19 protein-coding genes and 1 pseudogene are annotated in these 25,212 nt (G+C 44.9%); 6 read left to right on the forward strand and 14 right to left on the reverse strand.

Annotated features, from left to right (window positions below; all coding sequences use genetic code 11):
- Window positions 1–2: 2 nt before the first annotated feature.
- The 3 genes from sdhA to sdhC are packed head-to-tail and all read right to left on the reverse strand — an operon-like array spanning window position 3 to window position 2,501.
- Window positions 3–1,778, reverse strand: coding sequence for a succinate dehydrogenase flavoprotein subunit (gene sdhA, locus B5D26_RS00160; RefSeq protein WP_078743672.1), 1,776 nt, complete (start codon window positions 1,776–1,778; stop codon window positions 3–5).
- Window positions 1,779–1,782: 4 nt separating this feature from the next.
- Window positions 1,783–2,130 carry a succinate dehydrogenase, hydrophobic membrane anchor protein gene (sdhD, locus tag B5D26_RS00165; RefSeq protein WP_078743673.1) on the reverse strand — a complete coding sequence of 116 codons (348 nt, stop codon included), beginning with the start codon at window positions 2,128–2,130 and terminating at the stop codon, window positions 1,783–1,785.
- Window positions 2,124–2,501, reverse strand: coding sequence for a succinate dehydrogenase, cytochrome b556 subunit (sdhC, locus tag B5D26_RS00170; protein ID WP_078743674.1), 378 nt, complete (start codon window positions 2,499–2,501; stop codon window positions 2,124–2,126). Before sdhC ends, sdhD begins: the two co-directional genes overlap by 7 nt.
- 376 nt (window positions 2,502–2,877) lie before the next feature.
- Between sdhC and gltA the strand changes: the two genes are divergently transcribed.
- From gltA to B5D26_RS00185, 3 genes are all read left to right on the forward strand, one after another.
- The gene (gene gltA, locus B5D26_RS00175) at window positions 2,878–4,164 is read left to right on the forward strand and encodes a citrate synthase (RefSeq protein ID WP_078743675.1); all 1,287 of its coding nucleotides are present in this window, start codon (window positions 2,878–2,880) and stop codon (window positions 4,162–4,164) included.
- A 118-nt stretch (window positions 4,165–4,282) separates the two neighbouring features.
- Entirely contained in the window at window positions 4,283–5,158 is an 876-nt protein-coding gene (locus tag B5D26_RS00180) for an NAD(P)-dependent oxidoreductase (protein WP_078743676.1), read from the forward strand.
- A 146-nt stretch (window positions 5,159–5,304) separates the two neighbouring features.
- The gene (locus B5D26_RS00185) at window positions 5,305–7,194 is read left to right on the forward strand and encodes an HD domain-containing phosphohydrolase (protein ID WP_078743677.1); all 1,890 of its coding nucleotides are present in this window, start codon (window positions 5,305–5,307) and stop codon (window positions 7,192–7,194) included.
- A gap of 69 nt (window positions 7,195–7,263) precedes the next feature.
- Here B5D26_RS00185 and B5D26_RS00190 read toward each other — a convergent pair whose 3' ends face one another.
- The 5 genes from B5D26_RS00190 to B5D26_RS00210 all read right to left on the reverse strand — a co-directional run bounded on the left by B5D26_RS00190 (window position 7,264) and on the right by B5D26_RS00210 (window position 16,798).
- Window positions 7,264–7,974 (reverse strand): MlaA family lipoprotein, encoded by a 711-nt coding sequence (locus B5D26_RS00190; RefSeq protein WP_200810596.1) that lies wholly within the window; start codon window positions 7,972–7,974, stop codon window positions 7,264–7,266.
- A gap of 26 nt (window positions 7,975–8,000) precedes the next feature.
- Window positions 8,001–8,960 (reverse strand): serine aminopeptidase domain-containing protein, encoded by a 960-nt coding sequence (locus B5D26_RS00195; protein WP_139776603.1) that lies wholly within the window; start codon window positions 8,958–8,960, stop codon window positions 8,001–8,003.
- A complete protein-coding gene (gene hrpA, locus B5D26_RS00200; protein WP_078743679.1) occupies window positions 8,942–12,865 on the reverse strand; it encodes an ATP-dependent RNA helicase HrpA in 3,924 nt (1,307 codons plus the stop codon). The genes B5D26_RS00195 and hrpA overlap by 19 nt, the downstream gene beginning before the upstream one ends.
- 237 nt (window positions 12,866–13,102) lie before the next feature.
- Complete coding sequence (locus B5D26_RS00205; RefSeq protein WP_078743680.1) at window positions 13,103–14,800, reverse strand: AMP-binding protein; 1,698 nt, start codon at window positions 14,798–14,800, stop codon at window positions 13,103–13,105.
- A gap of 372 nt (window positions 14,801–15,172) precedes the next feature.
- Entirely contained in the window at window positions 15,173–16,798 is a 1,626-nt protein-coding gene (locus tag B5D26_RS00210; RefSeq protein WP_078743681.1) for an acyl-CoA synthetase, read from the reverse strand.
- A 260-nt stretch (window positions 16,799–17,058) separates the two neighbouring features.
- On the opposite strand from B5D26_RS00210, the gene B5D26_RS00215 reads away from it, so the two are divergent.
- Together B5D26_RS00215 and B5D26_RS00220 are read left to right on the forward strand one after the other, a co-directional pair.
- The gene (locus tag B5D26_RS00215) at window positions 17,059–17,841 is read left to right on the forward strand and encodes an alpha/beta fold hydrolase (RefSeq protein WP_078743682.1); all 783 of its coding nucleotides are present in this window, start codon (window positions 17,059–17,061) and stop codon (window positions 17,839–17,841) included.
- 111 nt (window positions 17,842–17,952) lie between these two features.
- The gene (locus tag B5D26_RS00220; protein ID WP_200810597.1) at window positions 17,953–18,423 is read left to right on the forward strand and encodes a MaoC/PaaZ C-terminal domain-containing protein; all 471 of its coding nucleotides are present in this window, start codon (window positions 17,953–17,955) and stop codon (window positions 18,421–18,423) included.
- A gap of 26 nt (window positions 18,424–18,449) precedes the next feature.
- Here B5D26_RS00220 and B5D26_RS00225 read toward each other — a convergent pair whose 3' ends face one another.
- From B5D26_RS00225 to B5D26_RS00245, 6 genes and pseudogenes are all read right to left on the reverse strand, one after another.
- Entirely contained in the window at window positions 18,450–19,073 is a 624-nt protein-coding gene (locus B5D26_RS00225; protein ID WP_078743684.1) for a response regulator transcription factor, read from the reverse strand.
- A 17-nt stretch (window positions 19,074–19,090) separates the two neighbouring features.
- Window positions 19,091–20,680, reverse strand: coding sequence for a PAS domain-containing sensor histidine kinase (locus B5D26_RS00230; RefSeq protein ID WP_234985128.1), 1,590 nt, complete (start codon window positions 20,678–20,680; stop codon window positions 19,091–19,093).
- Between the two features lie 114 nt (window positions 20,681–20,794).
- On the reverse strand, window positions 20,795–21,301 hold the full coding sequence (locus B5D26_RS16570; protein WP_327196239.1) for an AMP-binding enzyme: 507 nt from the start codon (window positions 21,299–21,301) through the stop codon (window positions 20,795–20,797).
- Window positions 21,275–22,409 (reverse strand): annotated as a pseudogene (locus tag B5D26_RS16580) (AMP-binding protein); the annotation flags it as partial. The gene B5D26_RS16570 and the pseudogene B5D26_RS16580, both read right to left, overlap by 27 nt.
- A gap of 48 nt (window positions 22,410–22,457) precedes the next feature.
- On the reverse strand, window positions 22,458–23,003 hold the full coding sequence (locus B5D26_RS00240; RefSeq protein WP_078743685.1) for a hydrolase: 546 nt from the start codon (window positions 23,001–23,003) through the stop codon (window positions 22,458–22,460).
- A 110-nt stretch (window positions 23,004–23,113) separates the two neighbouring features.
- Window positions 23,114–23,563, reverse strand: a complete 450-nt coding sequence (locus tag B5D26_RS00245; RefSeq protein ID WP_078743686.1) for a MaoC family dehydratase — start codon at window positions 23,561–23,563, stop codon at window positions 23,114–23,116.
- Window positions 23,564–23,736: 173 nt separating this feature from the next.
- On the opposite strand from B5D26_RS00245, the gene B5D26_RS00250 reads away from it, so the two are divergent.
- The gene (locus tag B5D26_RS00250; protein ID WP_078743687.1) at window positions 23,737–25,158 is read left to right on the forward strand and encodes a malonyl-CoA decarboxylase; all 1,422 of its coding nucleotides are present in this window, start codon (window positions 23,737–23,739) and stop codon (window positions 25,156–25,158) included.
- Window positions 25,159–25,212: the final 54 nt, after the last annotated feature.

The following is a 25,212-nucleotide window of genomic DNA, read 5'->3' on the forward strand; positions in this document are numbered from 1 at the left end:
TATTAGTAGGTACGTACTTTAGGTTGGAACGCAGGTACAGTTTTTGGTGCGAAGTTTACATCGCGCTTACCAACACGTTTATCACCTGGGAAGTACAGTGAGTGTTTCAGCCAGTTTTCATCGTCACGATCACGGTAATCATCACGCGCATGAGCACCACGGCTCTCTTTACGTGCTTCTGCTGTGATCGCAGTTGCTTCTGCAACTTCTAGCAAGTTGTCCAATTCCAACGCTTCGATACGTGCAGTATTGAAGGTTTGAGACTTGTCATCCAACTTAGCCTTAGCAACGCGAGCACGTAGGTTCGCCAGCTCTTGAATACCCTTCTTCATGTATTCTTCTGTACGGAATACACCGAAGTAGTTCTGCATGATGGTTTGCAGCTCTGTACGTAGTGCAGGTACAGACTCACCTTCAGAAGAGTTATTCCAACGATTCAGACGCGCCATTGCACGCTCAATATCCGTTTGATTCACTTCTGCATCTGTCAGACCTTCGCTCAGCGCTTTTTCGATATGAATACCTGCCGCACGACCGAATACCACCAAGTCAAGCAGTGAGTTACCACCCAGACGGTTTGCACCGTGTACCGATACGCAAGCCACTTCACCTACAGCATACAGACCATTAATGATCTGGTCATTGCCATTTTCATCTTGTGTCAGCGCTTGACCGTGTACGTTTGTTGGTACACCGCCCATCATGTAGTGACAAGTAGGAACAACTGGTACTGGCTCCTTGGTTGGATCCGCATGAGCAAATGTCTTGGACAGCTCACAGATACCCGGCAGACGCTTGTTCAGCACCTCTTCACCTAGGTGATCCAACTTCAAGAATACGTGGTCACCTTTCTCGCCACAACCACGGCCTTCCAGGATTTCCATAACCATCGAGCGTGCCACAACGTCACGACCCGCAAGGTCTTTCGCGTTAGGCGCATAACGCTCCATGAAACGTTCACCGTTTTTGTTAACCAAATAACCACCTTCACCACGGCAGCCTTCAGTTACCAACACGCCCGCGCCCGCAATACCTGTCGGGTGGAACTGCCACATCTCGATATCCTGAACAGGAATACCAGCACGTAGCGCCATACCCACACCGTCACCAGTGTTGATCAAAGCGTTTGTAGTTGAAGCATAGATACGACCTGCACCACCTGTTGCTAGAACAGTAGCAGCCGCTTTTACGAATACGGTTTCGCCCGTTTCGATGCACAGTGCAATTACACCACAAACATCGCCAGACTCATTGCGAACTAGATCAACTGCATACCACTCATTTAGGAATACAGTCTTGTTTTTCAAGTTTGCTTGATAAAGCGTGTGCAATAATGCATGACCTGTACGGTCAGCTGCCGCACAAGTACGCGCAGCTTGTCCACCTTCACCGAAGTTCTTAGACTGACCACCAAATGGACGCTGGTAAATACGACCATTATCAAAGCGAGAGAAAGGTAACCCCATATGCTCCAGTTCAAAAACTGCTTTAGGGCCTTCCATACACATATATTCGATAGAGTCTTGGTCACCGATATAATCAGAACCTTTAACTGTATCGTACATGTGCCAGCGCCAATCATCATTTGGGTCAGCACTTGCGATTGCACAGGTAATACCACCCTGAGCAGAAACTGTGTGTGAACGTGTTGGGAATACTTTAGTGATCAGTGCCGTCTTTTTACCGGACTGAGACAACTGAAGTGCAGCGCGCATACCCGCGCCACCACCACCAACAATAATGGCGTCAAAATTCAGAGTACGAAGGTTTGCAGACATTCGTTTACGCTCCCCACAGAACTTGAACACCCCATACCACATAGGTAAAGAGTGCGAGGTTACAGACTAACTGGAATACAAAACGAGTTCCGGTTGGCTTGATATAGTCAGTAGAAATAGTCCACAGACCGATCCAAGCATGGGCTGCGATTGACAAAATACTTAAGAACGTAAAGATACGAACCCAAGTCTGCTCAAAAAATGCTGACCACTGTGCATAGCTACCATCAAAACTGGTTAGAAAATAGCCCACAATAAAAACACTGTACAGAGCCAGAACAACCGCGCTGAAGCGCTGTAACAACCAGTCAGACAGACCGCTACGACTAAAGTTTGTTACGTTGGTTACCATACCCACACCCCTGCCAGTACAACCAGAATCACAGATACTACTAGCGTTAGCTGAGCACCTTTTAAGCCACCTTCAAGCGTTTCACCAATGCCAACATCCATCAATAGATGTTTCACACCAGCGACCACATGATAGGCCAGCGCAGAAAGAAGTCCCCAGAGTACAAACTTAGCGAATGCACTCTCCTGCAATGTTTCTTTTACTGCATTGAATCCAGCTTCAGACTCTAAAGAAGAGTCAAAAGCCCAGAACAGGAACGCCAAACCAACAAACAGAATGACACCTGTGATACGATGCAGAATAGATGTATACGCAGGGAGAGGGAGCTTAATAGTTGTTAGATCTAAATTTACAGGTCTTTTGCTATTCACGGCTCTTACACACTCTCTTTGCCTCTTTAACCAGAGGCTTATGGTTTCAGATGGTCATACCACTATAAATAGCATTAGTAAAATACTGTAAAACAGATTTCTACCGACGCTTTTTATAGTGTTACACCACCGCCAATCGTGCGGCAGGAATTATAGTGACTCGCTATTCCGATTACAATAAAGCCAAAGGTATAGGCTGCCTTATTCCTGCGCTTTGTTGCACAAAAAACAGATTAGTTTCGATTTTACCAAGTCAAACTGCTTTTACTGCTACCTTTTTAGGTAATTGACAAAGCTTTTTATCACTCTATATTTGACCAGTCCTCGATTTAGGGCATGGCAAGTATGAATTAAATAATTAAAAAAGGAGGCCATAATGGCTGACAAGAAAGCGATCCTGACAGTACCAGGGCTCGACGAAAACATTGAGCTGCCAATTTATTCAGGCACTGTTGGCCCTGATGTTGTCGACGTACGCGGCTTGACCTCCAAAGGACTGTTCACCTACGACCCAGGCTTTGTATCTACTGCAGCTTGTGAGTCCGCTATCACTTATATTGATGGTGGCAAAGGCGTTCTATTACACCGTGGTTATCCAATCGAACAGCTTGCAAAGCACTCTCACTATCTTGAGCTGTGCTATTTGCTACTAAACGGTGAACTACCTACTCCTGAAGAGGAAGAAAAGTTCGAAAACACCATTACTCACCACACAATGGTGCATGAGCAGCTATTACAGTTTTACAAGGGCTTCCGCCGCGATGCTCACCCAATGGCAATTCTTTGTGGTGTTGTGGGCGCGCTGTCAGCGTTTTATCACGACTCTTTGGACATCAACAATCCACGCGACCGTGAAGTATCAGCATTTCGTTTGATTGCGAAGATGCCAACAATGGCAGCAATGTGCTACAAATACTCTGTTGGTCAACCGTTCATTTATCCAAAGAACGACCTGAACTATGCAGAGAATTTCCTGCACATGATGTTCAGCACTCCATGCGGTGACTATCAGCCAAACCCAGTTTTATCAAAAGCGATGGATCGTATCTTCATGCTACATGCAGATCACGAGCAAAACGCTTCAACTTCAACTGTTCGCCTGACAGGCTCAACAGGTGCTAACCCATTTGCCTGTATCGCAGCAGGTATCGCAGCACTTTGGGGACCTTCTCATGGCGGTGCAAACGAAGCCGTACTGACTATGCTGGATGAAATTGGTGAGGACTCTGAAGAGAATATCCAACACTTTATTTCACGTGCAAAAGACAAAAATGATCCATTCCGCCTGATGGGCTTCGGTCACCGCGTCTATCGCAACTTCGATCCTCGCGCTAAAGTGATGAAAGAAACCTGCGATGAAGTACTAAAAGAGCTAGGTCTAGAGAACGATCCTCAGCTGCACATTGCAAAACGCTTGGAAGAGATTGCACTGTCTGATGAATATTTCATTGAGCGCCAGCTTTATCCAAATGTAGATTTCTATTCTGGTATCATCCTGAAAGCAATTGGCATCCCAACTAATATGTTTACAGTGATTTTTGCACTGTCTCGTACAGTTGGTTGGATCTCTCATTGGAAAGAAATGGTAAGTGGCGACAACAAAATTGGTCGTCCACGCCAGCTATACACTGGCCATGACGTACGCGATTACCCAGCAAAATAGAATTGCTACGGTGAATGCTAAAAAGGGCTGCCATGCAGCCCTTTTTTACGCTTGGCAATAAAATGGGCTGAGTTCATTTACTAACATCCACTACAGCCAACCTTTGGAGCTAACAAAAATGACATTAAAACTCACCTTTATTGGCTTAGGCGTCATGGGTTATCCGATGGCAGGCCACCTTGCGAAAGCAGGACACCAAGTAACGGTTTATAATCGCTCTACGGCCAAAGCAGAAAAATGGTCGACTGAGTTCAAAGGGCAGTTTGCCTTAACCCCCGCATTGGCTGCTCAAGATGCTGATATCGTATTCTGCTGTGTCGGTAACGATGACGATGTACGCAGCGTCACTATAGGTGATGAGGGCGTAGTTAACACAATGAAAGCGGGTAGCATCTTAGTTGATCACACCACCGCTTCAGCAGAGCTTGCCCTTGAACTAGATACAGCTTGTCGTAATGCAGGTCTATCTTTTATTGATGCCCCTGTTTCAGGAGGCCAACAAGGTGCAGAAAATGGCAAGCTGACTATTATGTGCGGCGGAGAAGAGTCAACATTCCATATCGCTCAGCCTATTATGTCGACCTACGCACAAGCAGTGAACCTAATGGGTCAAGCAGGCGCAGGACAGCTAACAAAAATGGTAAACCAAATTTGTATCGCAGGCTTAGTTCAAGGTTTATCAGAAGGGCTTTATTTCGCTGAAAAAGCAGGGCTAGATCAAAACAAAGTCATTGATGTAATCTCTAAAGGTGCAGCGGGCTCTTGGCAAATGCTTAATCGCCACAAAACAATGATCGAAGATCAATATAATCATGGCTTCGCTGTTGATTGGATGAGAAAGGATCTAGACATTTGTCTATCGCAAGGCCGAAAGATTGGCGCTAAACTACCCATCACCGCCATCATTGATCAATTTTATGCTGAAGTGCAGGCGATGGGTGGCGCTCGCTGGGATACATCAAGCCTATTAAAGCGCTTAAAAGCAACAGATTAACACTGAGTAAAAACTTTAAACAGCTGCATCTGTATCAACACAGATACAATTTGCAGTTTACATTTTATCTTTTTGATTTTATAAGATGTTTCTCCCATCTATAATAAGCAATTTGCAGCCCGAATAAACAAAGAGGATTTGATACATTGGCTTCTGAACTGCCCACTAAACAACAGGCGAATCAAGAGCAGGCGCAAGGTCAGCTATTGACAAAACCTGAAAGTATTTTCGGGCTTCTCAATCGCCTTAAAGAGCATCACATTCCTCTTAAACTCCATTTCAATACGATGGAGGGCAACTATTCGACCATCATTTTGAAAGTAGATCTCAAAGGGCGCTTTTTTATTGTTGACCAGGTGACTCCAAACTGGGGTGACCGCATGATGGCGCAAAGTTCTGCATTCCGCTTTGAGGCTTTTTATGATGGCTGCCGAATTGCTTCAACTGCGATTCGTGCGATAGGCAAAGGTATTCAAGATGGGCAGGCAATTTACAAGGTCCCTTTTCCAGACGAGTTAGATTACTTCCAACGCCGCCAATATTATCGAGCCCAAATACGCAGAGGCGTTGTCGTTACAACAGAAATGACGGCTCCTGAGCTAGAAGAACCTATTTTTGGTGAGCTGAAGGATATTTCAGCTCAGGGCTGTCAAATTGAGCTGCCTGGTGATTATCGAGAAATACTCGCAGATCAGTTTCATGTCGAAAACTGTAGCGTGATTTTCCCTAATCAGCTGAACATTAATACCGCTATGCAAATCCGCCACATTGGTTACGATGAAAAGAAAGATATCTCCTCTTGTGGCTGCCTATTTGTAGAGCTTCCACCAATGGAAGAGCGTAAAGTATCTTATGCGGTTGCTGAGATTCAGCGAGAAATTGCACGTCGTTCCAATGATGGTAGCAGCCGTTATATTTCGCCTCTCTATGAGGAAAAACCGCCTGAAGAAGAGGGTGGAGCGCTTACTCAGGCCGCCGATGGCGATGTAGTAGACGACTCTAAGAAGAAAGATAGTAAAAAGAAAGACTCTGAAACTATCGTGCTTGATGCCGAGATGAAATCAGGCATCAGCGAATTGAAACAACAGAAAGAAAAAGCCAAGCTCCAAGAGCTGTTTAAAGAGTTTCGCGTATACCACACCAATGCCATTGCCAGTGTTAAAGGCTTAATGTCGCAGCTTAAACAAGGTCAGCCTTTACGCCTACAAGTTGCTCATGAGGTTTCTGAAAAGCTAGCTTATGCTCTGGAAGTAAACCCTTACGTCCTCCTAGCACTTACTACGCTACGTGATGCTCAAGACTATTTGGCCCAACATAGCATCAGCTTTGGTATTCATCTAGCACACTTTGCTAAAAGCGTAGGCTATCAAGGCTCTATAACAGACTTGATCTATGCGGGCATGTTGCATGATATCGGAAAGATTACCATTCCATCCGTCGTGCTACTTAAGCCAAACAAGCTCAGCGATGCTGAAATGAAGATGATGCAACGCCATGTAATCAATACCCATAAAGCTCTCAGCAGTGCAGAGTTTGAGCTACCGAAAGAGGTAATGGCTGTAGCATTAGGTAATACTGAACGTTTAGATGGATCAGGATATCCTAGGCAGCTTAAGGCAGATAAAATTTCTGGCTTAGCCCGCATGGCGGCAATTGTCGATGCTTATGACGCAATGACAACAGACCGTAACTATGCGAAAGGCATGCTACCAGCACTTGCATTTAAAACATTGATGAACAGCGACAAGCAGTTTGACCGTACCATGGTTCAACGTTTTATTAAGTGTGTTGGTTTGTTGCCTGTGGGCTCTTTGGTGCGTTTAACCAGTGATAAACTCGCTTTTGTTTTAACCTTAGACCCTGCAACAGCTAAACCAGCCTTAGTACGCGTAATTTATGATGCGAAACGTAGCCAGCTGATTACACCTGATGACTATGATTTAACCGACCCTATTGTTGAGCGGGATATCGGCAGCATTATGCGCCCTGAAGACCCTAGTAAGTACTTTATTAACCGACTTTTGATGATGGATTGATCAGCAATTGTTCTACCGATAAAACTAGTAACTATCGAGCTGACAATCCACTTGACCTTGACGTCGAGCTTAATCCAGTAATAAATCATCTAAACCAGCATCAAATTTATCTTCGACTTGGCCATCTTTAATCTCATATTCCCGTGATTGAAGATAAGCATCTTTGAAGAAGCGATAACGATCACCCTGTACGATAGACTCTGCGTCAAGCAAATCATGACGACGATGCAATTGCTCTAGTAACAACACACCATAAGTCTCAGCCTCAGAAAGGTCTGCATAGCGCACGGGGCTCAGATAATAGTTTGGATAGATAGAAGCAGTATCTCGTAAAGTACTGGGGCCTAAAAATGGCAGCACTAGATAAGGTCCGCTCCCCACTCCCCAGACAGCTAAAGTTTGACCAAAGTCCTCACTGTGTTCGTCAATACCAAATAAGGTCGCCACATCAAACAAGCCAAAAATACCTAAAGTTGAATTAATTAGAAAACGACCTGATGCCTCTAAAGCGGCACCCGGTTTTGCTTGCAAAATATCATTGGCCGCTGTTGGTATCTCACCTAAGTTACTGAAAAAGTTACCAATACCATTTCGTACAAACTTGGGCAGAACTGCACGATAGGTTTTAGCCGCAGGACGTGCAATATAATCATCCATCACTTCATTAAACTGATGCACACTACGGTTCCAACCTTCCAATGGATCATTGTTGTTCTCTGCAGCCCAAGAAGCTTGGGCTAAACACAAAAGCATTAACGCACTGATACACAACTTTTTCACAAACCGACTCCAATTCACTAGCATTTTTAATGGGACAACCTATCCATATCTGCTGTCGATATTTCTTTCAGCCACTTCAACAGTAAAGGGTAATAGTCTTGCTCGGCCTGCACACTTCGACACAGATCCAACAGATTATAGTCCTGCTGGTTACCCACTTTTGCACCCAATTTGATCATCCTGCCATTATGGTAAGGCTGCTCAAACATAAAAGCTCTACAGTCATGCTCCAGCCCATGCCAACGCTGTTTGAGCGGTACAAAATACAAACTAGGAGGAAAATACTGTCCAGCCGCTACGGTCTTGTAATCAAAGTTATCCCAAGCATCTTTCCAGTCAGCTGTCTGCCAATGTAAATAATCTTGATAAAGATCGGCTGACTCATTCACCCTACCCAAATGCAAAGCTTTAGTTGGGGTATAGCCAAGGAGGCGTGCTAATCTTTTCAGAAGGCCTTGTTCAAGCCACTGATATCGTAGAACTTTTAAACGCCCAACAGCTAACAATTGACGTTGAGGTGCAAAGTGAATAATACCTTTAACCTCTGAGGCATATTGAGGGTTACGTACTAAAAATGCACTCCACAAAGAACAGCCAAACTGAAAACCAACCAAGAATAGCCTGTCGTGTCGACGCCGTTTAGCAACGGCTCTCCATATCAAAGGCAAGTCTTCAGTTAACAATTGCCGTAAACCGAAGTTCTCTCTTTTCAGTTGATTATTATTGACATCACGGCCACGCCATTCCGCAATAAAAACATCGTAACCTTGCTCAGCTAAAAAATAGGCCAAGCCCCCCCCTCCTTGCTCATCAAGAAAAATACTACTGTCTTGCATCAGGCCATGCAGCATTATAACAGTGCCTTTAGTTTCACCACTTCGAGGTGAAAAGCGCCTTAACATAGCATTTAGTGCAGGGGTTACGGGTAACTGAATCCGTTCCTCTAAAATTTGTCGTTCAACGGCCATTAGGTCAGCTCGCTCCACAATTTATCAATCCTTTTAGCCGAGACAGGTAGCTTTACACCCAGTTGTTGAGCAAAAAGTGACACCCGATACTCTTCCAGCATCCATCTGAATAAGTCTAATGACCTTGCACTACCTTCACGCTGTTTTAATTGCTCAGCTTTGGTGTGGTACTTTTGCCACAACTGACGTAACTCTTCGCTCCACATTTGGTCTCGTCCGCGATTAATACCTGCTTTTTCAAGCCGTAATAATATCGCGTTTAAATAGCGTGGATATTCTGTTAACCACTCTCGGCCGGCTTGATGCAAAAAGCCTACATGCACAAGCTGTTCAAGCTGGAAGCGAATATCCGCATAAATAAAAGCAACCGCTAAAGGAATTTTACCTTTTAGCTTTTTTTGCACCTCATGATGCAGCTGTAAAATATCACGGCACAAGGCCAAAAGATGCTCTGCTTGTATGCCAAACTGGTCTTTGCGCTCAGCCAGAAGAAGGTTAAAACTTTCCTCATCCCGTGGAATAGCCTCTGTTTTAAAAGTCCAATCAAAAACGGCTAAGGTGAGGTCTTGCACCAACTGTTCTTTCTTACCCAAGCTATTGAATAATAAAGAAATTTGATTTAGCCCTGGTAGGGATTTTTCAATCCACTTTACTTGTTGAGGTAAAGCATTCATCAATAAGCGACGCACCCCTTGCCAGTGACTGTCTTCAGCCTGCCCTTGCAAATCAAACAGCGTCATATCAACTGTGCTACCTTGATCAACCAAAGCGGGATAAGCACGCAGCACTATACCTTGCTGTTCTTGCTCTATCTGTTCAGGTAGGCTCAAACCTTCTGGCCAGTGTTGTAAGCCTGACTGCTTATATTGTTCATCACCACTGATTCGCACCTGCTCTTTAGACTGCTCGGCAAAGCGCTCAACCAGCTCGGCCAAGTTGCGAGACTCACCTAAAATTTGGCCTTTACTGTCGACCACTTGAATCAGCATGTGAAAATGCGTCTCCAGTTTTTCCGGCTGCCACAGCTCTGGTGCAATACGCACGCCTGTTTTGCGTCTTAACTGTTCGGCCAACATGTCGATTAAAGACTGATCGCAGGGTTCCAGCATCGGTAGCACCGCATCCACATAATCAGGGATAGGTACAAAGTTTTTACGCACTTGTTTAGGTAAGTTTTTCACTAGAGCGATGCATTTATCGCGCAGCATCCCTGGTACAAGCCACTCCAGACGCTGTTCATTGATCTGTTGCAAGCCTGCAACAGGTACACGCATACAGACCCCATCGTTACGCTTACCCGGTTCGAACTGATAATCCAGCGCTAGACGCATCCCTTCCAAGCCAATTTGATCAGGGTAATGCTGGGCTATCGCCTCATCAGGCGCTCGCTGCATCAGCTGCTCTGCACTGGCAAACAGTAGCGTTTTATTCTGCTTTTCTGCTGTTTTACGCCACTTTTCAAATGCTGAACCGTTGTACACCCCGTCAGGAATGATCGCGTCATAAAATTGATAGAACGCTTCATCATCAATCAGAATATCGCGACGACGCACCTTAGACTCTAAATGTTCAATCTCTGCGACAACGCCTTGATTATGCCGAAAAAAAGCCGCTTGTGTTTGATACTGTCCCTCGACCAAAGCCGAACGAATAAAAATCTCCCGCGAGATAACAGGATCAATCGGGCCATAATGCACCTTGCGATTCATCACAATGGGTAGGCCGTACAAACTGACGTTCTCAAGCGCCACCACTTGTGCGCGCTTTTTCTCCCAATGAGGTTCGTTGTGACTGTTTTTGGTTAAGTGCTTGGCGTAACGCTCAATCCATTCCGGTTCGATTTTAGCGACGCAACGCGCATAGAGCTTACTTGTCTCAACCAAATCAGCCGCCATCACCCAGCGGGGCTTTTTCTTATAGAGCACAGAACCGGGGAAGAGATAAAACTTGCGGTTACGCGCACCCAGATACTCTCGATCTTCTAGCAGCGTACCCAAGTTACCTAGCAGACCGGAAAGCAGCGACTGGTGTACAGCAACTGAATCAGCGGGCTCCGCATTAAAAAACAGTTTGAGCTCTTTACACATCAAACGCAGCTGATGGTGAATATCACGCCACTCACGCAATCTTAAGTAAGACAGGTACTGTTTATGGCACCACTTTCTTAGGGCGTTAGCACTCAACTCTTGGCGCTGTGTTTCATAGCCTTGCCAAAGATTAACAAAAGCCAAGAAGTCGGAGTTCTCATCCTGCCATTGTTTATGGCGCTCATCAGAGGCTTGCTGTTTATCATGCGGGCGTTCCCTTGGGTCTTGGGCACTCAAGGCACTAGCAATAATCAGCACTTCATTTAAAGCACCGTGCTGTGCACCCGAAAGCACCATGCGCCCAATGCGCGGATCAATTGGCAAATGCGCCAACTGCCGCCCAATCGGTGTGAGTCGGTTTTGTAGATCCACCGCACCCAGCTCATGCAGTAAACGGAAACCATCGCGAATAAAACGACTGTCTGGAGCATCTACAAAGGGAAAAGCTTCGACATCTCCTAAACGCAGATTCAACATCTGCAAAATAACTGAGGCTAAGTTTGTACGACGGATCTCTGGGTCTGTAAACTCTGGGCGACTGACAAAATCCTCTTCGCTATACAGGCGAATGCAGACCCCATCAGAGATACGTCCACAACGCCCTTTACGCTGATTAGCGCTGGCTTGAGAGATCGCTTCCACAGGCAACCGCTGTACTTTTGAACGATAGCTATAACGACTGATCCGCGCAGTACCGGGGTCAATCACATAGCGTATTCCCGGAACAGTCAGCGAAGTTTCAGCCACGTTGGTGGTCAGCACAATACGTCGTCCACTGTGTGACTGAAAGACTCGGTTTTGCTCTTTGGCACTGAGTCGCGCATACAGCGGAAGAATTTCAGTTTGTGGCAGTTGCGCTTTACGTAACACCTCTGCGGCCTCACGAATTTCACGCTCACCCGGTAGAAATATCAAAATATCCCGTGCACCGCTGGCCCATTTACGCTCGCGCTCAATCCGGCCAATTTCCTCAACCGCCTCCACAATACCTTGATGCAGATATTGATCATAATCTCCTTCCTCATCTTCTTTCAGCTCCATTAAAGGCCGATAGAGTAGATCAACGGGAAAGGTACGTCCCGACACTTCAATCACAGGGGCATTACTGAAGTGCTCAGAAAAACGCTGCACATCAATGGTGGCAGAGGTGATGATTAACTTAAGATCAGGGCGCTTTGGGAGTAGCTGCTTTAAAATACCCAACAAGAAATCAATATTCAGGCTACGCTCATGCGCTTCATCAATGATGATCACTTCATAGCGATTTAAAAACCGGTCATTCTGCGTTTCGGCCAGCAAAATACCGTCAGTCATCAGTTTGACTAAGGTATTTTCCGTCACTTGATCAGTGAAGCGCACCTGATAACCAACTTGCTCGCCTAGAGGTACTTTCAACTCTTCTGCGATACGACTGGCAACCGTACGCGCGGCTAAACGACGAGGCTGCGTATGACCAATTAAGCCCTTGGCGCCCAAGCCAAGCTCTAAGCAGATTTTTGGAATTTGCGTGGTTTTACCGGAACCCGTTTCACCTGCAATCACTACTACCTGATTATTTTTAATCGCCTCGGCAATCTCTTCTTTTTTCTGACTGACGGGTAGGTTTTCAGGGTATTCAATTTTGGGAATCAAGTTTTTTCGCAACAGCGCCTGATCCGCAGACTTTTGCGCTTGAGCAAGCAACAGTGCTAACTGGGATTCAGCATCAGAATTAGATGTGTGTTTTTGCAACTGGCGCAGTTTATTATGCAGCCGGAATCGATCCTTTAGCAGACATTTTGCGATTAAAGTCTTAATTAACTGACTGATTTCAGATCGATTTTCTGTGCTGCTCATTAACTCGATTACTCATTTACTCAACGGTCGAACCATCCTAGGGATGATCAAAAGCGGGCATTTTAACCTGTTTACAGATAAAACGCAGAGTTCTCATCGAGAGAAAATCAATCAAATAGAGTCAAGCAGGACTGTATACGTAGTACATTCAGCGAAGCACTACAAAAACAATACAGTATATAGAGTGCAAAACAGGCACCTAAGTGCCCGTTCGCCTGTCGATTTAGCAGCGTTTTTTTATACAGTGGCTACTTTTTCTTGTTTGATCTTAGCAAGCTCCTCATCTCGCAGGGTGCGGCGCAACACCTTACCGACATTAGTTTTAGGTAGCTCTTTGCGGAACTCAATCTGTTTAGGCACCTTGTAACCTGTTAGATGTTCACGGCAATAGTCTTTAACCTCTTGCGCGCTTATCTCGTGATTACGCAACACTAAAAATACTTTGATGGCCTCGCCTGTTTTCTCATCTGGCACACCAATGGCGGCTGCTTCAATAATGGCTGGGTGTGATACGATCACATCTTCAACTTCATTAGGGTAAACATTAAAACCAGAGACGTTGATCATGTCTTTTTTACGATCCACAATACGGATATAACCATCTGGCTGAATAACCGCCATATCACCTGTATTGAGCCAGCCTTGTTCATCAATCATTTCGGCTGTTTCTTCTGGCTTATTCCAATAGCCCACCATCACTTGTGGACCTTGAACACAGAGTTCGCCTACCTCACCTAAAGGTAAGGTAACACCCTGTTCGTCTACCACTTTGACATCGGTCGAGGGTACAGGAAAGCCAATAGTGCCCAGTTGTGATTTGCAAGGTAGGTTGAAAGTTGCAATAGGCGACGTCTCGGTCATACCGTAGCCTTCATAGATATGACAACCTGTCACCTCATGCCACTCTTTTTCAGCAGCATGCGTCAACGCCATACCTCCTGAAATAGTGAGCTTTAACCCTGAGAAATCGAGCTGTTTAAAGTCATCACGATTGGCTAATGCCACAAATAGCGTGTTCAACCCCACAAAACCAGTAAAGCGCGTTTTGCTGAGCTCTTTCACAAAAGCAGGCAAATCTCTTGGATTGGTGATTAAAATAGAGTGATTACCCAGCTCCATCAGTACCAAACTGACGGTAAAGCTGTAGATGTGATACATCGGCAGCGGCAAAACAATGGATTCAGTTCCTTCATCCATAACAGTTTTAATCACAATGCGCGCTTGCAGCATGTTGGCAACAAGGTTTCGATGACTTAGCATCGCGCCCTTTGCCACCCCAGTAGTGCCACCTGTATATTGCAATACAGCTAGGTCTTCAGGCTGTGCACGATGTTCTTGCAAAGGCAGTGTTTGACCAATAGATAAGGCACTTCTGAATGTAACAGCTTTGGGCAATGAGAAAGCTGGCACCATTTTTTTCACATAGCGCACCACTGCGTTAATCAACAAACGCTTGGCAAAACCTTGCATATCACCCAGCTCAGTGACAATCACATGCTCAATTTTAGTATCAGGCAATACCTTTTCTGCTAAATGAGCCATATTTGCCAAAACAACCAGCGCTTTCACACCTGAATCTTGAAACTGATGACGCATTTCGCGCTCGGTATATAGTGGGTTGGTATTCACCACAATTAAGCCTGCGCGCATCGCACCAAACAGCGCAATGGGATATTGCAAGGTGTTAGGCAGCTGTATAGCAATACGCTCTCCTGCTTTCAGCCCTAGGTGGTTTTGCAGATAGGCTGCAAAATCCCGCGCGTGTTGATCCAGCTCTTTAAAGCTAATGGTTTTACCCATATTTGAGAATGCTGGGCGGTCTGCAAAATGTTTGCAGGACTCATCTAACACATCAAGCACCGAGCTGTACGCAGACAGGTCGATCTCCGTGTCGATACCTTCTGGATATTGTTTTTTGAAAAACTGGCTGATCATGGTTATCTCCCGTCTATTGTTTTTATTAGCTCAGAGGGCCCAAAGATTTATATTTTGACCATTTTTGTTATGGATAGGTCACAAAATAAACTAGAGCAAACCAAATGTAAAACAAACGATTGAAACGCACGTTTGTTTTATTGATCAAAGCTAAAGAATCCTTCGATTTTTAGTTTAGAGGATTTTGTAAAAAAGGGAGGATATTTACTGTAGTAACTTAAATAGAGTGAAGCGTAAATATAGGCAGGCAAAAAAACGGGAGCCTTGCGACTCCCAAAATTTACAGACAGAACTTGTCTAATAGATCTAACAGTTTTCAAGCACCAGTGTTAGCAAGCGCGAACACTGGCTTAGCAGTCAATCGTTAATCAATTAAAGCTCTTTAGCACGGTCACGCAGCATGAACTTTTGGATTTTACCCGTTGATGTTTTAGGCAGATCACCAAAAATTACATTCTTAGGCGCTTTAAAACGTGCCATATTGTCACGACAGAACTGAATAACCTCTTCCTCTGTCAGCTCTTGGCCTGGACGTACAGCAACGAAAGCACAAGGGGTTTCGCCCCACTTCTCATCAGGCTTCGCCACTACAGCGGCTTCCATGATCTTTGGATGACGGTAGAGCACATCTTCTACTTCGATAGATGAAATGTTTTCACCACCAGAAATAATAATGTCTTTAGAGCGATCTTTAATCTCGATGTAGCCATCTGGATGCCATACAGCTAAGTCACCTGAGTGGAACCAACCACCTGAGAATGATTCGTCAGTGGTATTCGGGTTTTTCAGATAACCTTTCATCACCAAGTTACCACGGATGAAAATTTCACCCATAGTGACGCCGTCCATTGGTACTGGCTCTAGCGTATCTGGGTCAGCGATCATCAAACCTTCTTGCATTGGTGCGCGTACACCTTGGCGAGACTTCAGTTTTGCACGCTCTTTCAGAGGTAGTGCATCCCACTCACCATGCCACTCACAAACTACGCAAGGGCCGTAAGTTTCAGTTAGGCCATAAACATGAGTCACCTTAAAGCCCATGCCTTCCATGCCTTCAATCACAGAAGCTGGTGGTGCAGCGCCAGCGGTCATCACTTTAACTTCGTGGTTAATGCCCGCTTTCATTTCGTCGTCGGCATTGTTTAGCATGTTCAGAACAATTGGCGCACCACAGAAATGATTTACACCATATTCTTTGATTGAGTGATAAATATCATCCACACGTACATGACGTAAGCTCACACTCACACCACAAGCCAACGCAATAGTCCAAGGGAAACACCAGCCGTTACAGTGGAACATCGGCAGTGTCCAAAGGTAAACAGGGTGATGCCCCATATCCCAAGAGATCACGTTGCTCTGAGAGTTCAGATAAGCTCCACGGTGGTGATAGACCACGCCTTTAGGATTACCTGTAGTACCCGAAGTGTAATTCAGCGTAATCGCATCCCACTCGTTGGCTGGCATTTCCCAAGCGAAGTCGTCATCACCTGTTGCGATGAAATCTTCATAGTTGGTGTCGCCAATCAGTTCACCGCCTTCAAAATAAGGATCGTCAATGTCGATTAGGCGCGGCTTGTTTTGCAGCATTTTCACGGCACGTGAAATAACCTCAGAAAATTCACGATCCACAAATACTACTTTGGCTTCTGCGTGTTGCAGAATAAATGCAATAGCCTCTGCATCAAGACGGGTATTCATTGCGTTTAAAACCGCACCCGACATTGGCACACCAAAATGTGCTTCAAATAACGCTGGAATATTGGGTGACATGAAAGCGACAGTGTCGCCTTTTTTGATGCCCGCTTTATTTAGCGCAGAAGCTAAGCGCACAGCACGTTGATACGTTTCTTTCCACGTTATCCGGTTGCCATGATGGATCTGCGCGGTATATTCCGGATAAACAAACGCTGCCCGTTTGAGATAACTTAAGGGAGTCAACGCTTCATAGTTAGCTGGCGTCTGCTCCAGCCCCATGTCGTAAATATTCTGATGCATCGGATTTACCTTTGGTTTCGAGCCCTGATTATTGTTATGAGCACTCTTTGGCGAGTTGTCCGATCAGTCACCTAATAACTTTGCAACTGACCGAAAGAACATGATTATCTATTAGAGGGAATTAAGCATTACGCTGCAATGCAAAAAAATCAGACTTTAGTTGAGTTAATAGCAGAATCCGCCAATAATTTGCGACTAAGCAGTCATATTTTTCAGCATTTTGCCCTTTTTACACCATATTCAAAAGGCCTAACATCAGCATGAATAACACAGATCTATTCTGTATCACAAGCCAAGAACGTGACCCAATCGTCTGTTTACATAGCTCTTTAAGTAGCAGTCAACAATGGCAAAAACTCGCTCTCTCATTTCCAGATTGCATCACCCCTGATTTACTGGGTTACGGTAATAGCCCAATGCCACTTCAAGCTCGCCATCAGTTTCAACTACAGCATGAATTAGAGGCGCTGAAAGGGCAGCTATTCGCACAACCTTTTCACCTAGTCGGCCACTCTTATGGTGCGGCAACTGCTTTGCAAATAGCCAAACGCTTTCCAGAACAAATTTTAAGCTTAACTTTGTTTGAGCCTGTCGCTTTTCATCTGTTGCCAGACTCAAGTGAAGCTTTACACGCGATTAAATTATTAAGTGAGAAGATCAGCCAAGACTTAGAGACTGGCAATGCCAAAGCCGCAGCTGAGTGTTTTATTGATTATTGGAGCCAACAAGGTTCCTTTGCACGTTTATCAACAGAACTACAACAGCTCTTTGTAGAAGGCATTCAAAAAGTAGCCTTTGATTTTTCAGCTTTGCTCAGTGAGCCAACAAAGCTAGATGATTTGAGGTCGATACAATGCCCAGTATTATTATTGGAAGGGCTTTACAGCCCCCACACTACAAGAGCTGTGATTGCAGTGCTAGCAGAGCTGTTTCCAGAGGCAGAACGCCATAGCCTAGAGTGTGGACATATGGGGCCATTGAGCCACCCACAATTAGTAAACCCAATAGTCATGCAATTTATTGCGACGCACAAGAAAGCGTAATACCCTAACTCAAATTTAAAATGCCGTCATAATGGCGTAATAGAGTTTGTCATAAGCTCGGTAATAGTTTGATAAACAACGGATTACCATCAAAAATATTTGGAGAACAGCATGACCACACTAGTGAATAGAACTTACGATGAGATTCAAGAAGGCGATAGCGCAACTTTAGCACGCACACTAACCGAAAAGGAGTTGGTACTATTCGCTGCGGTATCAGGTGATGTTAACCCTGTTCACTTAGACGCAGAGTTTGCCAAAACCACGATGTTTGGTGAACAGATTGCACACGGCATGTGGTCAGGCTCGCTGATCTCTGCGGCACTGGCAACGGTACTACCTGGCCCAGGTACAATCTACCTAGGCCAAGAGCTTAGCTTCCGTCGCCCAGTTAAACTGGCTGACACACTTACCGTAACGCTAACAGTGAAAGAAAAGCTGAGCAAAAACCGTGTTATTTTGGATACTTTAGTAACCAATCAAGACGGTGAAAAGGTAGTAGTGGGTACAGCAACAGTGATGGCACCCACTGAAAAAGCAGAGCTAACTGCACCTGTTTTGCCAGAAATCAAGATTGGCTAAAATACTGCTCAGCTTGTGGACGATCGTTACTGATCGTCCATACGCAAACTAATACCAATTTCCACTAACTCTGATAATGAGCTAACAGCCATTTTTACCATCATATTGGCCCTGTGCCCCTCAACCGTTTTGCGGTTAATACCTAGCACATCTGCAATCTCTTGGTTTGAAAGCCCTTTTACAACCTGCTCAAAAACCTGATGTTCACGTTTGGTTAGACCATTAAAGCGTGTACGATATTCTGCAATCACTTTTTGTTTTTGCCGATGATGGCTGTTTTGTTCTAAGGCAGTTTGCACATGATCAATTAAGGTTTGATCATCAAAAGGTTTTTCAATAAAAGTTAAAGCACCTTGCGTCATGGCAGTAACGGCCATATCAATACTGCCATGTGCTGAAATCATAATCACAGGCAAGTTAATTTGCTGCTCTGATAATTTTTTCTGGGCATTAATACCGCTTAAACCAGGCATTCTCACATCCATTACGATACAGCCCGCAGCATCCTCTGGGCACTGTGCTAAAAAATCTAGCGCTGTCGCATAAGTACAAACTTGCAGGCCAACAGATTCCAACAACCACTGCAACGACTCCCGTACATCGGGGTCATCATCTATAACAAAAATCGTTTGAGTGCGATCTTGCAGCATCTAGGTTCTCTCTCCAATCAAGTGGGGGCTAACGCTAAGGTAAAACAAAAACAAGCTCCACCAGTGTGATTGTTGCTGGCTATCAGCTCACCACCATTGCTTTCTACAAGAGAGCGGCTAATCGCCAGCCCCATACCCAATCCTTTAGGTTTTGTTGTAAAAAACTGCTCAAAAACCTGTTCTGGCAGAGCTGTAGATAAGCCTGAACCTTGGTCGGTAACTTTAATTTCAACACGCTTATCCGACTGTTCTTGAGCGGTGATTTGCACAAGGCGCACTCGATCGTCTGCATTGCCTTGATGACTACAGGCCTCTATGCCGTTCATCATAAGATTAAGTAAAATCTGCTCAAGCTGAATTCGGTCAACCCATAAATTTAAGGCTGCATTGTGGATATGGTTTTCAACTTTCACATGGTGTTTGTCTGCATTTTCGGCGCAAAATTCTATCAGATCGTCTACCACATCACTAAGATTAATCGAACACTTCTGAGGCTCTTGTTTGCGAGTAAAATCCATCATTCGGTGGATAATATTACCTGCACGCATTGCTGTACTGGCCATTTTCTCTAAAGGTACTTCGATCTCTCTCCAAGTGAGTTGTTCACGACCGGCAAAGCGTCGTTGCAATCCTCGCGCATAGTTCACAATAGCGGTTAAAGGTTGATTCAGCTCATGAGCCAAGCTTGAAGCCAACTCACCCATCGTAATCAAACGAGAGGCATGATTAATCTCTGTTTGGTAGCGCTTCAATTCTGCTTGAGCTTGCTTGGCTTCGGTTAAGTCCCGTGCCACCAATGAAAAATACTCTAATTGGCCTTGAAAAGCGCGGTGTGCCAATAGCTCTAACAGAACTGGAATAGCTGTATTGTTAGGACCTTGCATCTCCAGCTCTTGAGTCCAAACCTGTCCTGAGGTTACCGCTGGAAAGCCCTGTTGAATCAAACGCTCAAAACTACTGGGCACAAGTAATGAGGCTAACTGTAGCTGCTCCAACTTGGCCGACTCTAGGGATAAAGTTTGTCTGGCGGCTTCGTTTAAATGAGATATGCGCTGTTCAGGTGTTACAAAAACCACAAGGTCGCTGGTGCATTCTAATACCCTTGCTAAACGGTGATTGGCCTGTTCTGTTTCAATACGACGACTGGCATCTCTAGACACCACCAAAATTTCTTTTAACTCGCCAGTATCAGGATGCCGAATACTGCGACTGGTACTTTCTAGCCAAGTGTAACGTCCATCTTTACGGCGAAACCTATAGCTGTGGGTGTACAAACCTCGCTCATAGCTGACACTTGGGCTACGGCGCTTAAAATCCTCAACATCATCGGGGTGGTACAGATCATAAGCTGAGACACCTATAATTTCTTCAACCTGATAACCTAATAAGTGGGTCACCGCAGGAGAGACATAAATAAAGCGCCAATCATCTGGAGTATGACGCGAGATCATATCGGTTGATTGTTCAGCCATTTCAGCTAACAGCTTATTACGCTCAGCATCATCTGTTAGCGTTGAACTTGCACCAGAAGAAGGGAAAGATTTGACCATACTAAAACCACACTCTAAAGCATTCGCCACAGAATACTGATTCAATAGCCGAATCATCAATATTAATTATCCTTTAAAAACACCTGTAATCCTTTGCATTCATCAATATAATCAAAAGATTACAGGTTTTTTAGCCCAAAAAAGCAAGCTTATCAGTTAAACACTTAGCCTTTAGCTTGCTAAGCTTTTGACCATTTCTCGCAAGGCAAATTTCTGAATTTTACCCGTTGCCGTTTTAGGCAAGTCAGCAAAAATCACTTTTTTAGGGCATTTAAAATGTGCCATATGATCACGACAGAATTGGATAATCTCTTGTTCTGATGAGGTTTTCCCCTCCTTTAAGGATACGATGGCACAAGGTACTTCACCCCAAAAGTCATGAGCCAGTGCAACAACCGCAGCCTCCATAATCGCAGGGTGTGAAAACAGAGTATTCTCGACCTCTATCGTCGAGATATTTTCTCCCCCTGAGATAATGACATCTTTGAAGCGGTCTTTGACTTCGATATAACCATCTTCATGGCATACCGCGATATCCCCAGTATGAAACCACTCATTTTTGAAAGCTTCTTGGGTAGCTTCCGCATTTTTTAGGTAGCCTTTCATAACTGTGTTACTACGGATCAAAACCTCACCCTGAGCAACACCATCTTTTGCAACCGGCAACCCCGTATTCATGTCTGCCACCATCAGACTGGTCACTCCCGGAGCACGTACACCTTGACGCGCCATCTTGGCAGCCTTTTCCGCTAATGGAAGCGTAGCCCAAGCCTTTTGAGGATCACAAAATACACTCGGCCCATAGGTTTCAGTTAGACCATAAGCATGCACGACTTGAATACCTAGGTTTTCCATGCCCTCAATGATGCTAGCAGCGGGTGCCGCACCACCAGTTGTCACAGTCACCGAGTGCTCTGCTTTAATCTGCTGATCGGCTGGAGCGTTGATCATCATATTAAGTACAACTGGCGCGCCACAAAAGTGCGTCACTTGATAAGCAGAAATTGCAGAGAAAATTTGATCCGGCTTCACATGACGCAAACAAACATGAGTCCCTGCTACCGCAGTTACAGTGAAACATGGGCAAGGTCCAAAGGTAAACCGCATGCTGTGGCAAGCCTTGCCCCATGATATTACTGAGTGCATTCAAGTAAGCGCCGCGATGGTGATAAACCACCCCTTTAGGATTACCTGTAGTGCCAGAGGTGTAATTTAAACTGATCGCCTGCCACTCATCTTCTGGTAGCTGCCATGCAAAATCATCCGCCCCTGTCACCAACAGTTGATCGTAGGTCATGATGCCTAAAAGCTCGCCTTGTACATAAGCATCATCAATATCAATCACTATTGGCGGTGCAGAACATATTGCCAATGCAGCTTTAACTAAAGGGGCAAACTCTTTATCGGTAAACAACACCTTGGCTTGGCTATGCTCCAAAGTAAAAGCGATAGTTTCTGCGTCTAATCGGGTGTTTTGTGCATTCAGAACAGCACCAAGCATAGGAACAGCAAAGTGAAGCTCTAACATTTCAGGGATATTGGGCAGTATCGCGGCGACGGTATCACCCTTGCCGATACCGAGTTGCGCTAATGCTGATGCAACTTTTACACAACGCTGATAGGTCTCACGCCAGTTTCGGCGTACATCTTGATAAATAACCGCAAGATGCTCTGGATAAATATCTGCGGTTCTAGCAATAAAATTAACTGGGCTTAAAGCGATGTGGTTAGCACCGTTAGTTTCTAAATTCAGGTCATAAGGACTATTGTTGTTATTGTTTGTCATGCTGTGCTCCTCAGTTTAGGCTTTCTTTGAACCTCTGCTTGCAGGGGATTAGCGTAAAAAGTTCAAACTAAAGGTTTTAAACTGCGGGGCATCTGAACGACGAACCCACTCAAATCCAACCATTTCACGGGTCACAATACGTACCCCTTCATCTCGTAGGCGTGCTAATGCATACTCTGTATCCACCGGATTACGTGCTGAAACAGCATCTGCTACGACATACACTTGAAAGCCTTCTTCTTTAAGGCGTAGTGCCGTTTGCAACACACAGACATGAGCCTCCATACCGCAAATCACGATTGATTTACGATCCATCGACTGAATACGTGAATAACAAGCATCTGAATCAACACAAGAGAACTCCGTTTTAGCGACAAAGTCATCTGCGGCTAATAGCTGACTTAAACGTTCTGTTGTTGGCCCTACACCTTTTGGATATTGCTCAGAACCTAAAACAGGTACACCCATTAACTGAGCCACTTCGATAAGCCAGTGACAGTTGTCTACCAGCTTCTCATTTTCATACACGCCAGACAGTAATTTTGCCTGCACATCAATCACCAGCAGGGCAGAGTTATCAGCACTGATCAACATAAGCTTTCATCCTAAATCTTTAATAGTTTCAAACAGTTAAAAGAGAGTTAAAAAGCAGGTGCGTGATGAGCTAACGCAAGCCTGCTTTTTAGTTCATAGATAACCCTGAGTTACTCTGCTGGGCGACGGTCGACCATATTCGTAGCAACACCTTGGGCAACAATTTTGTCTTTAACGCGACAGACTGTTTCTAACTTGACTCGACGACGCTGACTGTCAATTTCAAGCACAGTAGCAGTAGCAACAACGGTGTCACCAATATGTACCGGAGCTTTAAACGACAGTTGCTGGTCAATATAAATGGCACCCGGCCCAGGTAGGCGAGTTCCTAGTACGGCTGAAATCAAACCCGCGCTGAACATGCCATGAACAATGCGCTGTTCAAACATAGTTGAAGCAGCATATTCGGCGTTGATATGCACAGGGTTGTCATCCCCAGTGACGCCTGCAAACAACACAACATCCGCATCTGTAATGGTTTTGGCATAGCTGGCGCACATGCCCACTTCCAAATCCTCTAAGTAATAGCCGTGTAAATCTTTTAAGTAATCGTTAGCCATGCTAATTCCTCTTGGTTTTTATAATCATTAACAGGTTGCAGCCTCATAAATATAGATATAAACACTCAAAAAGCCAAGTAAAAACCCTTGGTTTTTTAAAAAAGCTTTGCTAACCTTGATCACAACATAGGCTTACAAGTGATTTTCACAGCCCTCATCTGGAGAACGTAGAGATGTCAGAACAAAGCAACAGCATCTTGGATAAAACCATCCGGAGACTGCTACCTCTGTGGCGTGATGTGACAAGCGGACGTCGATCAATTGACAAGCTGCCCCTACACCCAGAACTGAATGCTCAAGACAGTACTGAACTCAAAAACTGGATGGATGCCTGTCTATCTGATCAAGGTGGAGAAATAGCGGCAAGAGCTAGAGCGGCTACTCTGGGCAGAAGCTTTTTAGAGCTGAATGAAGAGGGACGTATTCGTTTTTTATCTTTACTGTCTGATCACTACGGCACAGATGACGACCATGTATCAGAGATCATTCAGCACTGGAAGATCTGCAAAGGCGCTGAGCGCATTTCATGTGCCAATGCACTGCGTTCAGCATTAGAACCTGCCAGAATGAAACTGCTAACACAGTTTAATGAGTTACCAGAGGGGATAAAGTTTTTGGTGGATATGCGAGCAGAGCTTTTAGGGCTGCTCAGTAAAAATCCCAACCTAAAACCCCTTGAACACGACCTAAAACGCTTACTGTCCTCATGGTTCGATATCGGTTTACTACAGTTAGAGCGCATCACTTGGCAATCCAGCGCAGAGCTACTTGAGAAGCTGATCGCCTACGAAGCGGTACATGAAATCAAAAGTTGGAACGACTTAAAAAACCGCTTAGATTCAGATCGTAGATGTTTTGCCTTCTTTCACCCCAGTATGCCAAACGAACCCCTTATCTTCGTAGAGGTCGCACTGGTAAATGGGTTGTCTGACAACGTGCAACATCTATTAGATGAGAACGCGCCAGTACAAGATATCAGCCAAGCTGACACCGCTATTTTTTACTCTATATCTAATGCTCAGAAGGGTTTAGCTGGCATTAGCTTTGGTAACTTTCTGATTAAACGCGTCGTTAAATTATTACAAGCAGAGTTCCCTCAGCTGACGCAGTTTTCAACCTTGTCACCTATTCCAGGCTTCTGTCGCTGGCTTAAAAACAGTACTCAAGACCCACTGGTTACCCAGCTATTAGCCCCTGAGCGTGAATGGCTTGAGCCCGCTATTGCTTCTGGCTTTAACAATATCAAATTGAAACAAGCTCACAAAGACAGCCTACAGAACCTAGCACTGTACTACTTAGCCAAAGCTCATAAAGAGAACAAAAAGAATCCAAATGCGGCAATCGCGCTTGATCCCGTCGCACACTTTCACCTGAGTAATGGTGCAAAAATTGAGCGTCTTAACTGGATGGCTGATAGCTCAGTCAATGGCCTTAAGCAGTCGGCAGGCATGATGGTGAACTACCTGTACGAGCTTCCCAAAATTGAATCTAACAGCCGACAGTACAGTGAGAAAGGTGAAAGAAGCTTATCAATAGGCGTGAAGAAGCAACTGAAGTCAAACCGCATTAAGCAAGCGATACCTAGCGAAGCCTAACCGTTTCGTTAAAAGCAAACATTAAACAGCCATTGTGCAAATAAGACGTAAAGG

The organism is Oceanospirillum multiglobuliferum, from assembly GCF_900167095.1.
Lineage (GTDB): Bacteria > Pseudomonadota > Gammaproteobacteria > Pseudomonadales > Halomonadaceae > Oceanospirillum > Oceanospirillum multiglobuliferum.

Bases quoted from the DNA above. Each gene is read 5' to 3' on its own strand.
- sdhA (WP_078743672.1), bottom strand. From the start codon at position 1,778: ATGTCTGCAAACCTTCGTACTCTGAATTTTGACGCCATTATTGTTGGT.
- sdhD (WP_078743673.1), bottom strand. From the start codon at position 2,130: ATGGTAACCAACGTAACAAACTTTAGTCGTAGCGGTCTGTCTGACTGG.
- gltA (WP_078743675.1), top strand. From the start codon at position 2,878: ATGGCTGACAAGAAAGCGATCCTGACAGTACCAGGGCTCGACGAAAAC.
- B5D26_RS00180 (WP_078743676.1), top strand. From the start codon at position 4,283: ATGACATTAAAACTCACCTTTATTGGCTTAGGCGTCATGGGTTATCCG.
- hrpA (WP_078743679.1), bottom strand. From the start codon at position 12,865: ATGAGCAGCACAGAAAATCGATCTGAAATCAGTCAGTTAATTAAGACT.
- B5D26_RS00205 (WP_078743680.1), bottom strand. From the start codon at position 14,800: ATGATCAGCCAGTTTTTCAAAAAACAATATCCAGAAGGTATCGACACG.
- B5D26_RS00210 (WP_078743681.1), bottom strand. From the start codon at position 16,798: ATGCATCAGAATATTTACGACATGGGGCTGGAGCAGACGCCAGCTAAC.
- B5D26_RS00215 (WP_078743682.1), top strand. From the start codon at position 17,059: ATGAATAACACAGATCTATTCTGTATCACAAGCCAAGAACGTGACCCA.
- B5D26_RS00220 (WP_200810597.1), top strand. From the start codon at position 17,953: ATGACCACACTAGTGAATAGAACTTACGATGAGATTCAAGAAGGCGAT.
- B5D26_RS00225 (WP_078743684.1), bottom strand. From the start codon at position 19,073: ATGCTGCAAGATCGCACTCAAACGATTTTTGTTATAGATGATGACCCC.
- B5D26_RS00230 (WP_234985128.1), bottom strand. From the start codon at position 20,680: ATGATTCGGCTATTGAATCAGTATTCTGTGGCGAATGCTTTAGAGTGT.
- B5D26_RS16570 (WP_327196239.1), bottom strand. From the start codon at position 21,301: ATGAATACGGGGTTGCCGGTTGCAAAAGATGGTGTTGCTCAGGGTGAG.
- B5D26_RS00240 (WP_078743685.1), bottom strand. From the start codon at position 23,003: ATGTTGATCAGTGCTGATAACTCTGCCCTGCTGGTGATTGATGTGCAG.
- B5D26_RS00245 (WP_078743686.1), bottom strand. From the start codon at position 23,563: ATGGCTAACGATTACTTAAAAGATTTACACGGCTATTACTTAGAGGAT.
- B5D26_RS00250 (WP_078743687.1), top strand. From the start codon at position 23,737: ATGTCAGAACAAAGCAACAGCATCTTGGATAAAACCATCCGGAGACTG.